This window comes from Acinetobacter bereziniae LMG 1003 = CIP 70.12 (genome assembly GCF_000368925.1).
GTDB classification, from domain to species: Bacteria; Pseudomonadota; Gammaproteobacteria; order Pseudomonadales; family Moraxellaceae; genus Acinetobacter; species Acinetobacter bereziniae.
Map to the genome: position 1 here is coordinate 1,451,415 of NZ_KB849756.1, position 12,941 is coordinate 1,464,355.

16 protein-coding genes are annotated in these 12,941 nt (G+C 38.7%); 6 read left to right on the forward strand and 10 right to left on the reverse strand.

Annotated features, from left to right (window positions below; all coding sequences use genetic code 11):
• Positions 1-189: 189 nt before the first annotated feature.
• From F938_RS16530 to F938_RS16545, 4 genes are all read right to left on the reverse strand, one after another.
• On the reverse strand, positions 190-1,623 hold the full coding sequence (locus F938_RS16530; protein ID WP_005033615.1) for an amino acid permease: 1,434 nt from the start codon (positions 1,621-1,623) through the stop codon (positions 190-192).
• 181 nt (positions 1,624-1,804) lie between these two features.
• Positions 1,805-2,176, reverse strand: coding sequence for a RidA family protein (locus F938_RS16535; RefSeq protein ID WP_004830021.1), 372 nt, complete (start codon positions 2,174-2,176; stop codon positions 1,805-1,807).
• A 10-nt stretch (positions 2,177-2,186) separates the two neighbouring features.
• Positions 2,187-3,302, reverse strand: coding sequence for an alanine racemase (alr, locus tag F938_RS16540; RefSeq protein WP_005033617.1), 1,116 nt, complete (start codon positions 3,300-3,302; stop codon positions 2,187-2,189).
• Between the two features lie 89 nt (positions 3,303-3,391).
• The gene (locus F938_RS16545; protein ID WP_004830025.1) at positions 3,392-4,651 is read right to left on the reverse strand and encodes a D-amino acid dehydrogenase; all 1,260 of its coding nucleotides are present in this window, start codon (positions 4,649-4,651) and stop codon (positions 3,392-3,394) included.
• A gap of 138 nt (positions 4,652-4,789) precedes the next feature.
• Here F938_RS16545 and F938_RS16550 point away from each other — a divergent pair, with 138 nt between their 5' ends.
• On the forward strand, positions 4,790-5,254 hold the full coding sequence (locus F938_RS16550) for an Lrp/AsnC ligand binding domain-containing protein (protein WP_004830027.1): 465 nt from the start codon (positions 4,790-4,792) through the stop codon (positions 5,252-5,254).
• 60 nt (positions 5,255-5,314) lie between these two features.
• Here F938_RS16550 and F938_RS16555 read toward each other — a convergent pair whose 3' ends face one another.
• Positions 5,315-5,959 carry an HAD-IA family hydrolase gene (locus F938_RS16555; RefSeq protein ID WP_004830031.1) on the reverse strand — a complete coding sequence of 215 codons (645 nt, stop codon included), beginning with the start codon at positions 5,957-5,959 and terminating at the stop codon, positions 5,315-5,317.
• A 105-nt stretch (positions 5,960-6,064) separates the two neighbouring features.
• On the opposite strand from F938_RS16555, the gene F938_RS16560 reads away from it, so the two are divergent.
• The 4 genes from F938_RS16560 to F938_RS16575 all read left to right on the forward strand — a co-directional run bounded on the left by F938_RS16560 (position 6,065) and on the right by F938_RS16575 (position 9,143).
• Positions 6,065-6,832: a hydroxymethylpyrimidine/phosphomethylpyrimidine kinase gene (locus F938_RS16560; protein ID WP_005033620.1), complete on the forward strand. Its 768-nt coding sequence runs from the start codon at positions 6,065-6,067 to the stop codon at positions 6,830-6,832.
• 95 nt (positions 6,833-6,927) lie between these two features.
• Positions 6,928-7,473 (forward strand): FG-GAP repeat protein, encoded by a 546-nt coding sequence (locus F938_RS16565; RefSeq protein ID WP_005033622.1) that lies wholly within the window; start codon positions 6,928-6,930, stop codon positions 7,471-7,473.
• 162 nt (positions 7,474-7,635) lie between these two features.
• Positions 7,636-8,442 carry a helix-turn-helix transcriptional regulator gene (locus F938_RS16570; RefSeq protein WP_005033624.1) on the forward strand — a complete coding sequence of 269 codons (807 nt, stop codon included), beginning with the start codon at positions 7,636-7,638 and terminating at the stop codon, positions 8,440-8,442.
• Between the two features lie 86 nt (positions 8,443-8,528).
• Positions 8,529-9,143, forward strand: coding sequence for a LysE family translocator (locus F938_RS16575; RefSeq protein ID WP_026040317.1), 615 nt, complete (start codon positions 8,529-8,531; stop codon positions 9,141-9,143).
• Between the two features lie 139 nt (positions 9,144-9,282).
• On the opposite strand, the gene F938_RS16580 is transcribed toward F938_RS16575, so the two are convergent.
• The 3 genes from F938_RS16580 to sugE (F938_RS16590) form a co-directional block, all read right to left on the reverse strand.
• Positions 9,283-9,762 (reverse strand): methylated-DNA--[protein]-cysteine S-methyltransferase, encoded by a 480-nt coding sequence (locus F938_RS16580; protein ID WP_005033628.1) that lies wholly within the window; start codon positions 9,760-9,762, stop codon positions 9,283-9,285.
• Positions 9,763-9,804: 42 nt separating this feature from the next.
• The gene (gene sugE / locus F938_RS16585) at positions 9,805-10,122 is read right to left on the reverse strand and encodes a quaternary ammonium compound efflux SMR transporter SugE (protein ID WP_004830040.1); all 318 of its coding nucleotides are present in this window, start codon (positions 10,120-10,122) and stop codon (positions 9,805-9,807) included.
• A 90-nt stretch (positions 10,123-10,212) separates the two neighbouring features.
• Entirely contained in the window at positions 10,213-10,530 is a 318-nt protein-coding gene (gene sugE / locus F938_RS16590; RefSeq protein WP_005033630.1) for a quaternary ammonium compound efflux SMR transporter SugE, read from the reverse strand.
• 217 nt (positions 10,531-10,747) lie between these two features.
• On the opposite strand from sugE (F938_RS16590), the gene F938_RS16595 reads away from it, so the two are divergent.
• A complete protein-coding gene (locus F938_RS16595) occupies positions 10,748-11,239 on the forward strand; it encodes a DUF6985 domain-containing protein (protein ID WP_005033632.1) in 492 nt (163 codons plus the stop codon).
• Between the two features lie 50 nt (positions 11,240-11,289).
• Here the strand turns inward: F938_RS16595 and F938_RS16600 are convergent, their stop codons facing one another.
• Together F938_RS16600 and F938_RS16605 are read right to left on the reverse strand one after the other, a co-directional pair.
• Complete coding sequence (locus F938_RS16600; RefSeq protein ID WP_005033635.1) at positions 11,290-12,222, reverse strand: copper resistance protein B; 933 nt, start codon at positions 12,220-12,222, stop codon at positions 11,290-11,292.
• Positions 12,209-12,941: multicopper oxidase domain-containing protein (locus F938_RS16605; RefSeq protein ID WP_005033636.1), on the reverse strand; the 733-nt coding region annotated here is incomplete at its 5' end. The genes F938_RS16605 and F938_RS16600, both read right to left, overlap by 14 nt.

Sequence of the window (12,941 nt, forward strand, 5' to 3'; positions counted from 1 at the left end):
TCAGTATTTTATTTTGAACAATTTGTTAATAAATTGATGTAGCCTATGGATTGCGAATCTAAAAATAATGCCAATCAAGACATCGTGAACTATATAAAATTTATAACGAAATCAATTTAATTAGAAAAAATATACAGGAGATGACCTAAAACCATCTCCTGATCAGTTAAAAGTTGACGATATTCAACATTAGTCTTGTTGATGACTACGTTTTCTCATACGCGGTTTATACATGAACTGATAAGTGACCGCCAAAATAATCGCCCACAACGGACTGATGATGAGTGCCTTTAAAGTATCAGGCTCCAAGCTGAGAATCACCAATGTAAACGCAAGGAAGACCAATACAATATATGACATCCATACGCCACCTGGCATTTTAAAGTTTGATTTTGCATGCAGTTCTGGGCGTAATTTACGATAGCGTATATAACATACCATGATGATACTCCAGATGCTGATGAACAAAATCACGCACAGAGAACTTGCCAGCGTAAATGCTTCAACAGTATTCGGTACAAAATACTGTAAGGCTGCACCAGCCATAATGAAACCACAAGAGAACAACAACCCTTTTGCAGGAACAGCACGCTTTGATAGCTCAGCTAGCTTTTCAGGCGCTTGACCTTCTTTGGCTAAACCAAAGAGCATACGACTGGTTGAAAACACACCACTGTTCATTGATGACATCACAGAAGATAACACCACCAGATTCATAATAATGGCAGCACCACCAATACCTGCATGCATAAATAACGATACAAAAGGACTTTGGTCAGCTGGAATTTCTGTCCAAGGTGTTACAGACATTACAATAAACAATGCCAATACATAGAACAAAATAATCCGTGTAGGAATTGCATTGACCGCTTTAGGCAAGTTCTTTTCTGGATCTTTGGTTTCAGCCGCCATCGTACCAATCAGCTCAACCCCCACAAAGGCAAATAAGGCAATTTGGAAGCCTGCTAAAAAGCCAGTTCCGCCTTTCGGAAACATTCCCCCATATGACCACACATTGCTAAAGCTGGCAACGGAGCCACTTGGCGCTTGAAAGTGGCTAAATACCATATACCCACCAATCAAAATCAAGCCCAGAATGGCTAGAATCTTAATCAATGCAAACCAAAATTCAATTTCACCGAACAATTTTACGGTAAGCAGGTTAATCCCGAGGACCAAAAGCACGCAGCCTGCACTAATCAGGGCTTGCCCCATGGGCGTAAAAGCAACGCCATCGGGTAACCAAAAATTCAAATAATTAATAATTGCAGCTAAATCAGCAATACCAACCAAAATCCAACCCAGCCAATAAGACCAGCCGATGTAGTAACCTGCACCAGGACCAATCAAGTCATGTGCCATGTCGATAAATGATTTGTAATGCAAATTGGAAAGTAGAATTTCCCCTAATGCACGCATTAAGAAGAAAAACATGGCACCAATAATCATATAAATGATTAAAATCGAGGGACCTGCTAGAGAAATTGTTTTCCCTGATCCCATAAATAAACCTGTACCAATCGCACCGCCTATGGCAATTAATTGCAAATGACGATTTGATAGTTTCCGTTGCAGCTCATGTGGCGACGATGGTGCGTCATCTGTATGGCTTGAAGTTGTCATAAAAATATCCTTTTTGACAATTTTTCTGGAGGTAAAACTTGCTTGTGGCAACAGAACATTCCCGTTCTATTTTGTTTTACCCAACTTGAGCGAAAGCACATGGTTTACATGTGCTTTGGCTTTGTTTCTAAATAAGTACGATTTAAGTCATGCAGTGATCAATGCGTAGACATTAAAAAGCTTATTTCTGTGCTGCAGTGACTGCAATTTCAATCAACCAATCTGGATTCACCATATCTGCTTGAATTGTGGCACGAGAAGGGGCAACACAACCTTTTAACCAATCCACCCAAACAGCATTGAATGCTGGAAAGTCTGATAAATTTTTTATGTAAACATTTGCAGACAATAAACGTGATTTATCAGTATCGGCTTCAAGCAATAGTTGATCGATGGTTGCCAAGATATCTTTGGTTTGACCCACAACATCAAGTTGCGTATTTTTAGGTACTTGACCAGATAAATAAACCACTTTATTAAAAATTGTGACTGCACTCATCACTTCATTGCTATTCAGTTTCTGAATATCAGCATGTTGAAGATTATTTGACATCTTTATTTCCTTATTTCGAAATTTTGAAATTAACGCGTGCAGTGACACCACACATGAGTTCATAACCAACTGTGCCTGAACTTACAGCAACATCATCGATCGGCAGTACAGCACCGTCAGAAGATTGTCCCCACAACACCACTTCACTGCCAATGTCAGCATCCGTAATATGAGTTAAATCAACTGCGAGCATATCCATACTGACTCGACCAATGGTTTTAGTCAGTACAGAATTGACCAACACTGGCGCATCCATAGAAATACGCTGATAACCATCAGCATAACCACATGCAACAATACCGATTTTCATCGCATGGGGTGCTGTGAACTTTGAACCATACCCCACTGTTTCATTTGCCTGTAAATCTTGAACTGCAATGATTTCACTGCGCAAACTCATGCTTGGTTTAAGATTCCAGTCTTGGATTGAATGGGTAGGATAATCAGGTGAGCTACCGTAAAGCATAATGCCGCTACGAATATAATCTGAATGTAAATCTTGTGAATGTCTCAGGATGGCAGCGCTATTTGAGACCGAGCGGTCACCCGCTAAATCGTGAATCGTCTCATCAAAAACACGTTGTTGATATTCAATCCCAGATTTTCCCAAACGCTCTCCATCTGCATCTGAAAAATGCATCATATGGGTGATGGACTTGACCGCAGCACACTGTTTCAATCGTTGCCACATTGTACGATAAACCTCTGGTTTAAAACCCAGACGATTCATGCCCGTATTCATTTTTAAAAATACGTCGAATTGGGTCTGTGATCGAGCATGTTGTGTTTGGAACTGCTCTAACCAAGTAATTTGTGCTGTGTGATGCAAACTAAAGCTCAATTGGTACTTTTCACAATCCATTAGATCTTCTGCGGAGAAGATACCTTCTAAAAGCAAGATTGGACCTGTCCAACCTAATTTTCTTAATCTTTTTGCTTCATCAATATCCAATAAAGCAAAACCATCTGCGGATTTAAACGCTTCATAAACACGCTCAATTCCATGCCCATATGCATTGGCTTTGACCACTGCAAAAACCTTACTTTGAGGCATAAATTGACGAGCAACATTTAAATTATGCTGTAATGCATCATGATGAATGACAGCAGTAATTGGTCTAGGCATGTTATTCGTCCCTGAATACGAATCTGCAATTAAAGCGTTTATCTCTAAACGCCTTAATACAATGTGAATAATAAAAATGAATGCAGTTTTTAAGCTGCGTGAGGATAACGCTGAATAGATAGACCTTCTGTACTAATATCTGTTTGATGATTCAATACAAGATCACTGATCAATTTTCCTGAACCACATGCCATCGTCCAACCTAATGTGCCATGACCTGTATTTAAGAATAAGTTTTTAAAACGTGTCGCACCAATAATCGGTGTACTGTCTGGTGTCATTGGACGAAGACCTGTCCAGAACGATGCTTGTGCCAAATCACCACCTGGGAATAAATCTTGAGTAACCATTTCTAAAGTGCCACGACGGTCAGCATTTAAACCATGGTTAAAACCACTCAGCTCAGCCATTCCACCCACACGGATACGTTGATCAAAACGCGTGATTGCAATTTTATACGTCTCATCTAAAACTGTAGACTGTGGTGCAAATGTTGGATCAACAATCGGAATGGTTAATGAATAACCTTTTACAGGATAGACTGGTAAATTTAACTCAAGAGGTTTTAAGAAATCCCGTGAATAGCTACCAAATGCCAATACATAACGATCAGCTGTCAATACTTGACCATTGACCAGAACCCCCTTGATTTCATCACCTTCAACCACAAGTTTTTCAACATTTTGGTTAAATTTAAAATCTACGCCCAAATCTTTGGCTAAGTTGGCTAAGGCATTGGTAAATAAATAACAATCGCCTGTTTCATCATTTGGAAGATGCAAACCACCCACCAATTTATCTTTCGCATGTTCGAGTGCTGGCTCAACCTTAGCAAGATCATCTTTAAGCAATAGCTCATGAGGAACGCCACACTCTTTCAGTACAGCAATATCACGTTGAACCATCTCTAATTGTGCTTCATTACGGAAGACTTGCAGGGTACCTTTTGAACGGTTTTCGTATTGAATACCTGTATCTTTACGAAGCTCTCTTAAACAGTCACGGCTATATTCAGCAACACGTGTCATACGTTCTTTATTGATGGCATAACTTTCTGAATTACAGTTTTTAAGCATTTGCGCCATCCACTGTAATTGCCACATGCTTCCATCGATATTGATTGCCAGCGGTGCATGGTGTTGAAACATCCACTTCACAGCTTTGAATGGGATACCGGGTGCAGCCCACGGCGTTGAATATCCTGGGGAGATTTGACCTGCGTTACCAAAGCTGGTTTCTTCAGCAGGACCTGCTTGACGATCTAAAACTGTAACTTGTGCTCCTTGCTGCGCGAGGTAATATGCACTTGCTACACCAATCACACCACTACCTAATACGATTACACGCATTTCTTATCCTTTACGCATTTACTAGTTTATTTAACTAGTATATTTTTGGTTCAATAGTTTATTTCACTATTTTTAATGTTAAAATTTAGGTGTTTTAATTTTTTGTCGTGAAAATTCACCAAAAAAAGGAAATTATTGATGCGTAAATTAGACCGTATAGATCGAATGATTTTAGAAATTCTTCAGAATGAAGGTCGCATTGCCATCAGTGAATTGGCTTCGCGAGTTAGTTTATCAACAACACCTTGTTCTGAGCGAGTTAAGCGTTTGGAACGTGATGGCATCATTATGGGCTATCATGCGCGCCTCAATCCAAAACACCTCGATCGTAACTTATTGGTTTTTCTTGAAATTAGTCTCTCTGCAAAATCTGGTGACGTTTTTGAACAAGTCGCGAAAGATTTAATGGAAATACCAGAAGTACAAGAGTGCCACCTCATTTCAGGGGACTTTGATTATCTGGTCAAAGCCCGATTAAAAGAAATGAGTGCTTACCGTCGTTTACTGGGTGACTTACTTAAAAAACTTCCCTCTTCCGCATCTTCACATAGTTATATTGTGATGGAAGAAATTAAAGAATCACTGTACCTTGATGTCAAATAAATAAATTATTTTAACAACTTACAACAATTCACTTAATTTAGCTCATCAACATGGATCGTATCAAACAAAATTGAGCAGTTCAGCAAAGCTTTTGATCCGAGCCTTTGGCTGAGCAAGATCTAACTCCTGCTGACTTCCATAACCATATTCAACTGCAATTGTTTCAATGCCATTTTTGCGAGCACCGAAAATATCATGCTCTCGGTCTCCGACCATAAGACATTGTTCTGGATTGAGCTGTTCTTTATCTAAAATATAGGCAATCAATTCGGCTTTGTTGGTTCGTTCACCATTGAGTTCACTTCCATAAGGATAGTCAAAATAACTCAATAAATCGAAATGATCTAGAATTTGACGCGCATAGACTTCAGGTTTTGCTGTTGCTAAAAACAGTCGATAACCTTTATTTTTCAGTGCAGCTAAGGTCTGCGCAACATCCTCAAATACATGATTTTCAAATAGCCCAGTAACAGCAAAACGCTCTCGATAACCCAATAAAGCTTGCTCAGCCAATACATCATTTACATCAATATTCAACAATTTTGCTAAAGATGCTTTTAGCGGTGGACCAATGATCCAATCAATATTTTCAGACTCAGGAATAGGATGTCCTACTTTTGCAAGACCGTATCGTGCAGATGTGGTAATCCCTACCTTTGGGTCAGTGAGTGTTCCATCCAAATCAATTAAAATATTCTTTATCATGGTCCAATCCTTTAAATCTGCGTTTCAAACAATTATCAAATTACTATCGAGTGTTCTCTCAAAGTTGCCTATACTAACGCAAATTTGAGAATTAAGGACATCATCGTGCGCCCTACTGTACTTTGTTTTTCAGGTCTAGACCCTTCAGGTGGAGCTGGCTTACAAGCTGATATTGAAGCAATTGGTCAAAGTGGTGCGCATGCGGCAATTGCTTGTACAGCATTAACCATTCAAAACTCTCAACAAGTCTTTGGTTTTGAAGCGACCTCAAAACAACTCTTACTTGCTCAAGCCAATGCTGTTGTTGGCGACTTACCGATTAAAGCGGTGAAGTCTGGGATGCTGGGAACTACAGATAACATTGCCGCTTTGGCTGATTTTTTAAGAGAACATCCAGACTATCTCTATGTGCTTGATCCAGTTTTAGTGGCGAATAGTGGTGGTTCTCTAGGTAATCAAGAGACCTTAGTTAAAGCCTTTGTTGAACTGATTCCGTTAGCAACTGTCATTACCCCAAACACAGTTGAGTTACGTGCCTTAACAGGTGAAGATAATATAGAACAGGCAACCCAGAAACTCTTTGAAATGGGTGCTCAAGCCGTTTTAGTTAAAGGTGGACATGAAGATACACCTGACTATATTCGCAATGCTTTATATGTAAATGGTGAAATGATCACTGAATCGAAATGTCCGCGTTTAGCAGGTGAATATCATGGCTCAGGTTGTTCACTTGCGAGCTTTATTGCTGGGCGCTTGGCACTGGGTGATCAACTTAAAATTGCGGTACAACACGCCGAAACATGGTTATTTGGTGTATTGAAAAATGCAGAAACACCCATCGAAGGTGGGCAAAAAATTCCAAAACGTTTTTAAACCTAATGATCCTAAACAAACTAATGTCCAAAATTTTATCCATTCATTTATAGGTAAGGTTTTGGACAATTGATCAAACATAACAGAGAACAACAATGATTAAAAAAAGCTCAATCATCTTGGCTTGTGTTTTTTCCCTCAGTCCACTCACTTTTGCCTTCCCCCAACAACAAACTGTTACAGGGAATTTAAACTACACTGTAAATGGACAAAAAACTCAATTTTTATTTAAAAATGGCGATGAAGAGTTAGGGCAGCTCACCATTAAAACTGCATCAAAACGGCAAACATTCCCACTGCAAGAATTGCCTTATCAACGCTCCTACCAGATCTATTTTAATGATTATAATTTTGATGGATATACCGATATTGCAGTGTCTGCTCCAGATATGGGTATGGGGGTTTATGCTGTCTTTGATATTTTTCTTTACCAACCCAAAAGCAAAGATTATCAAGTATTAGATCAAAGTAAGATTGATTTTAGCCATGCCCAATGTTCTATATTGGCAGATCTCAAATTGATTCCTCAGAAAAAACAAATGACCAGTTCATGTCGAGGTGGCGCAAGATGGTGGGTTGATACCTTTGAATTTAAACATGGGCAATGGAAATGGTTAAAATCTAAGGCAGAGGATGAATGATTCAACAATTTTATGATCAGCGCGTCTTAAAAAATCAGCACAATAAATAGCAAGGACCAAAAACTTTACCCACCCCATATAAAAGCGTAAATTAATAACTTGAAATGGTGATCATGCTTTTTCAATGAAATTAATCATTATAACAAAATGAGAAGATAACGATTGTCCAAACGTATTCATCAAATCACCCCATTAAGCCTTCCTATTGCTGGCACAGAAGCAATATCGTTGTTGACGGAGCACTCTTTTCCTCGGCATTCACATGATTACTTTGGTATAGGTATTATTACACGGGGAGCACAACGTTCTTGGAGTTTAATTGGTCAAGTGGAAGCAGCATCTGGTGATGTCATTATCGTAAATCCCGGTGAAATTCATGATGGTATTCCTATTGATGGACCACGTTGTTGGCAAATGATTTATTTTCAACCAGAACTATTGCAACAAGAATTGCTTGCTGAAGGACGCTGTGCAGATGCCATATTGCATCCACTCATACATGATCAGTTATTGAGTCAGCATTTATCTCAACTTTTTAAACATATGTCTCAACCTGACATTGAAAGTGTTGCATTAGAAGAAATGCTTTTGTTTAGTTTAATGCATACAAGTCGTCATCACATACTCTCGAAAAAACATCGACCCACGCAACACTTTTCTGTAAAGCGTGCTAAAGAATATCTTGACGAGATGTCTGGATATACAGTTACTCTGAGTGAGCTCGCTGATTTATGCGATATCAGTCGATTTCAACTACTCAGAAGTTTTTCGCATGAATTTGGCATTACACCACATGCTTACTTAATGCAACGACGTGTTTGCCAAGCGAGAAACTACCTATTACAAGGAAAAACTTTAGTTGAAGCTGCTTTATTTGCAGGCTTTGCCGATCAGAGTCATATGACAAGAGCCTTTGCACGTCAATTTGCAATGACGCCAAGTCGCTATCAAAAATATTATTTGTGTTAAAAGTATCCTGCAATTTTATTCAAGACTTTAATTTTATATCTTTAAGATAATCAAGCTTCATTTATATTTGGAGCAGGCTCATGTACATGAGTTTCGAATTTTTAATTACATCACTTATTGTTGTTATTTCACCGGGTACAGGTGCCATTTATACCATAGCCACAGGGATATCACGTGGTACAAAAGCCAGTTTGATTGCTGCAATTGCATGTACATTAGGGATTATTCCCCATATATTCATAGCAATCCTCGGACTGGCGTTCGTGTTTACCATGAGTAGCTCAGTATTTATGATTTTAAAGTTTCTAGGTGTGACTTATTTACTATATATGGCTTGGTCAACACTCCAAGAGAAAGGCTCCTTTCAATTTGAACAAAATGAGACTAAGCACTCCTCTCTTAAAATTATCAAACACGCAATATTTATTAATTTATTCAATCCAAAACTTCCCTTGTTTTTTTTAGCTTTTTTACCTCAGTTTATTTCTAGCCATACCGCTCAACCTATATTGGACATGCTCGGCTTAAGTCTAATATTTATGCTGCTTACATTAGTTGTTTTTATTTTCTATGGGTGTTTCGCTGCAATGATGCGCCGATATGTGTTAGGAAAACCGAGTGTACTAAAATGGCTTAGGCGCATATTTTCTATGAGTTTTGTTGGTTTAAGTATGAAACTCTTATTTAGTTCAAAATCATGAAAGTTTTACTCTCTTTCTAAGTGTCTAAATCATATATACGATTTGATCAAAGTGAAGAATTGAAAAGCTATTTATAGCATTGCTCAAATTTAATTTCGTTTTGACGGAGATTAAGTCAAAAAATTAATTCAAATTTGAGCTAAATTTTCTCCAACTTTAATAACACATCCTTATTTTCCAAACCTCCGGCAAAACCTACCAATTTACCATTTGCACCCACCACACGATGACATGGTGCAATAATAGAAATTGGATTTTTACCATTCGCAGCGCCGACTGCCCGAACGGCTTTCACGTTGCCAATCTGTTCAGCAATTTGCTTATAACTTCGCGTTTCACCAAATGGAATCGTAAGTAAAGCTTGCCAAACCTTTTGTTGAAACTCTGTTCCAGCAAAATCTAGGGCTAAGTCAAATTGGGTTCGATGTCCTTGAAAATATTCATTCAATTGTTGCTGTGTTTCCAACAAAACAGGATGATTTTTATTTTCAATCAATTGTGCTAAACGAACACGTTTAGGATTTTCATTTTCCCAAAGTACTGCAACCAACGCTTGATCGTGGGCCACTAGTTTTAATGTTCCTACAGGTGAATTCATTTCCATAAATGAAAGCTGCATCAATTGACTCACTGTTGCTGATATCTATTTTCACAGATTAACTTAGCTTGAAGATAATTTCATCAACACTAAACCGGAAATAATCAGCACAGCAGCCAACATCCGCATGGCAGATGCCGGTTCACCTAAAAAGAAGATACCGACAGCAAATGAACCCACAGCGCCAATTCCTGTCCAAACCGTATAGGCAGTACCAAGTGGTAAGCTTTTCATTGCATAAGATAATAAGGCAAAACTTGCGATCATAAAAATAAGGGTTAAAACACTAGGAATCAGTTTACTAAAGCCATCTGAGACCTTCATAAAATATGCCCAAACCACCTCAAATAACCCTGCAACCGCCAATAAAACCCATGCCATTCGATATTCACCATTTTCTATATGTTATTTCTCAATATGATCACACAAAAAAGTGCCATCCCCAATCAGGATGGCACTTCGATATTCCAATTAACTGGATGAAAGCTTCATCAGCACTAGACCGAAAATAATCAGTACAGCTGCCAGCATACGCATTGCTGTTGCAGGTTCACCGAGGATAAAAATCCCCACTAAGAATGAACCAATTGCACCAATTCCTGTCCAAATGGTATAAGCCGTTCCCAATGGCAAGGTACGCATCGCATATGCCAATAGACCAAAACTTAAAATCATAAAAAATAAAGTGATAATGCTCGGTGTGAGCTTAGTAAATCCTTCAGACATTTTCATGGTATATGCCCAAACGATTTCAAAGATACCTGCAAAGACGAGAACAATCCAAGCCATGACCAGCTCCAAAATTAAATTAGAATCAGGTCGTCCTGACGATTTTTCTCAGATTGAGGGAGGTCGTTCCTCCTAAAGAATCCTAATTATATCAACTCATCTGACTAAATTTATTAAAATTTACAAAATTTGACCTTATTTACATTTGAATGGTACTTTTTCATCAGGCTTGCTTTATGATCATTCACAGTCATTATAAAAGCGGAGTAGATACGCCATGAAACATGATTATTGGGGTGAAATTCATCCAAGTTGGGCAGGATTTAGTTCAGAAACTTTTTTTTCACATACATTTTTTAATCAACATGCAGATCGAGAAATTTTTTTGGGAGAAGAGTTCGATGAAGAAGGTAATGAAATAGAACAAGAACCTGATCAAGAACAACTTAATGCATTCGCCAAAACATATCAAAAATTTCTACAAAATTTTGAACAACACCTCAAAACAATACAGCAACATGCTTTCGAACGTTACCAAAAACTTTATGCACACCACTATGAAAATCCTGAAAAGTCAGGAGAAGCGGCTTTAAGTATTCACGATGTTGAGTCACATAATCCTTATATTCAAACCATGTTAAATTTACGACTAAGTTCACCAGACATATTAAGGCTATCCATTCATTATGATTTGGATACTGAGCACGGAATGGAGTTTAAGTTTGTCAATGATCAGCTTGAAACCGTAGCAGGTATCGCTGAAACATAAAAGGTCACCTCCTCAGAAGTGACCTTTTATTTATTTTTGAAAATAAAAAATTAGAATCTTAAACGCAACCCTGCACCATATAACCAACCGTTTTCTGAATCAGTTGCTGTTTGCCATTGGGTTTCTTTATTACCCTTAGAGTAAGTATAGGCAACACTGACATAAGGCATGACTTTTTTGGTGATTTCATAACGTGTTTCTAAACCCGTCGTCATACTGTTTAGACCTGACTTTTTTGCATATCGAGAGTCATCACTAAAGACCACATTGAGATCTAAATATGGCTGCAAAATCAGTTTTTGAGTTAACAGTAAATCACGTGAGGTTTCTAAACTAAACGCCACTCTGCTGTCTTGACCAAAATAAAGATAAGCATCTGTTTCAAAGAAATACTGCGCCAAACCATGCAAACCGAGTGCAGCATCTACACGTTCTTGATCAGTTTCTCGTTCAGGATTATCACTATAACGCACACCCGCTTGAACATCCCAGAATGCTGCAATATTACGGCTATATAAGGCACTCAGATCATATTCAGCTTTGCTTGATTCGGCTTTACTGGAACTTCCTTTAATAAACAGTTTATTTTCATCTGTTCCAACTCTGAGTTCGAATGAAGAATCCAGAGTACCTTTACCATCCTCATCCAACATCCAGGCATTGTCGATCGTTACCCGTTGATATACTTGTCCACCATGCTCCTTTCGATGGTCATGTGTATCATGGGATAAACCCGTATTTGCTGAGTCATTACTCTGCTCAGCATCCATTTGATGTTGAGAATGATCAACTGTTTGGTTTGGGTTTTCCATTGAGTTCATTTTGGAATGATCCATGGATGAATTGCTCATCGTCGTGGTGGATTCAGTGATTGCATTCGTTACACCTTGCAGCTGATGACCTTCATGGGCGATTGCTAAACCACTGACTGACAACAATGAAATATTTAAAACTGATTTTGAAAAAAGATTAATGATTCGCATGTTCGCCTCCTTTCATTTCAGTTTTTTGATTTGCTTTTGTTGCTTGAATAGGTTGTGTTGACACTTTGCCATCACTGACATTTGCAACAATCAACTTATTCATCATGCCTGACGTCATGTGATACAACAGATGACAATGGATTGCCCATTCACCTAATTCATCAGCAGTAAGCAATGCCGTCACTGTTTTACCTGGCGGTACAACAACAGTGTGTTTATTTGGCATATCTACTGGAGGTTGACCATTTTCCAACTGCATAAACATGCCATGCAAATGCATTGGATGCGCCATCATGCTGTCATTAATAAATTTAATACGAATGCGCTCACCGTATTTCACTTTAAGCGGTTCAGCCTCGCTAAATTTTTTACCGTTAATCGTCCAGACATAACGCTCCATGGTTCCACCTAAACGCACCACCAGTTCGCTGGTCGCCTCACGCGTATCTGGTTGTGGTGTGAGTGACTTTAAATCACTGTATTGAAGCGCTTTATCTCCTTGAGGTGTTGAAGCATTTGCCCAACCATAAACCACTTGGTCATTCTTAGACTTTGAGGCTTGGTCATGCTGAGAATGATCCATGCCTTGCATACTGTCAGCACTCATCTTCGAATGGTCCATGCCCTGCATACTGTCAGCATTCATCTTCGAATGGTCCATGCCCTGCATACCGTCAGCACTCATCTTCGAATGGTCCATGCCCTGCATACTGTCAGCA

What these genes read in the sequence shown, in the direction of transcription:
- sugE (WP_005033630.1), bottom strand. Translation starts at nt 10,530, where the DNA reads ATGGCTTGGATTGTTCTCGTCTTTGCAGGTATCTTTGAAATCGTTTGG.
- F938_RS16545 (WP_004830025.1), bottom strand. Translation starts at nt 4,651, where the DNA reads ATGCGTGTAATCGTATTAGGTAGTGGTGTGATTGGTGTAGCAAGTGCA.
- F938_RS16565 (WP_005033622.1), top strand. Translation starts at nt 6,928, where the DNA reads ATGATTAAAAAAAGCTCAATCATCTTGGCTTGTGTTTTTTCCCTCAGT.
- alr (WP_005033617.1), bottom strand. Translation starts at nt 3,302, where the DNA reads ATGCCTAGACCAATTACTGCTGTCATTCATCATGATGCATTACAGCAT.
- F938_RS16550 (WP_004830027.1), top strand. Translation starts at nt 4,790, where the DNA reads ATGCGTAAATTAGACCGTATAGATCGAATGATTTTAGAAATTCTTCAG.
- F938_RS16575 (WP_026040317.1), top strand. Translation starts at nt 8,529, where the DNA reads ATGAGTTTCGAATTTTTAATTACATCACTTATTGTTGTTATTTCACCG.
- F938_RS16535 (WP_004830021.1), bottom strand. Translation starts at nt 2,176, where the DNA reads ATGTCAAATAATCTTCAACATGCTGATATTCAGAAACTGAATAGCAAT.
- F938_RS16580 (WP_005033628.1), bottom strand. Translation starts at nt 9,762, where the DNA reads ATGCAGCTTTCATTTATGGAAATGAATTCACCTGTAGGAACATTAAAA.
- sugE (WP_004830040.1), bottom strand. Translation starts at nt 10,122, where the DNA reads ATGGCATGGGTTTTATTGGCGGTTGCAGGGTTATTTGAGGTGGTTTGG.
- F938_RS16595 (WP_005033632.1), top strand. Translation starts at nt 10,748, where the DNA reads ATGAAACATGATTATTGGGGTGAAATTCATCCAAGTTGGGCAGGATTT.
- F938_RS16555 (WP_004830031.1), bottom strand. Translation starts at nt 5,959, where the DNA reads ATGATAAAGAATATTTTAATTGATTTGGATGGAACACTCACTGACCCA.
- F938_RS16600 (WP_005033635.1), bottom strand. Translation starts at nt 12,222, where the DNA reads ATGCGAATCATTAATCTTTTTTCAAAATCAGTTTTAAATATTTCATTG.
- F938_RS16530 (WP_005033615.1), bottom strand. Translation starts at nt 1,623, where the DNA reads ATGACAACTTCAAGCCATACAGATGACGCACCATCGTCGCCACATGAG.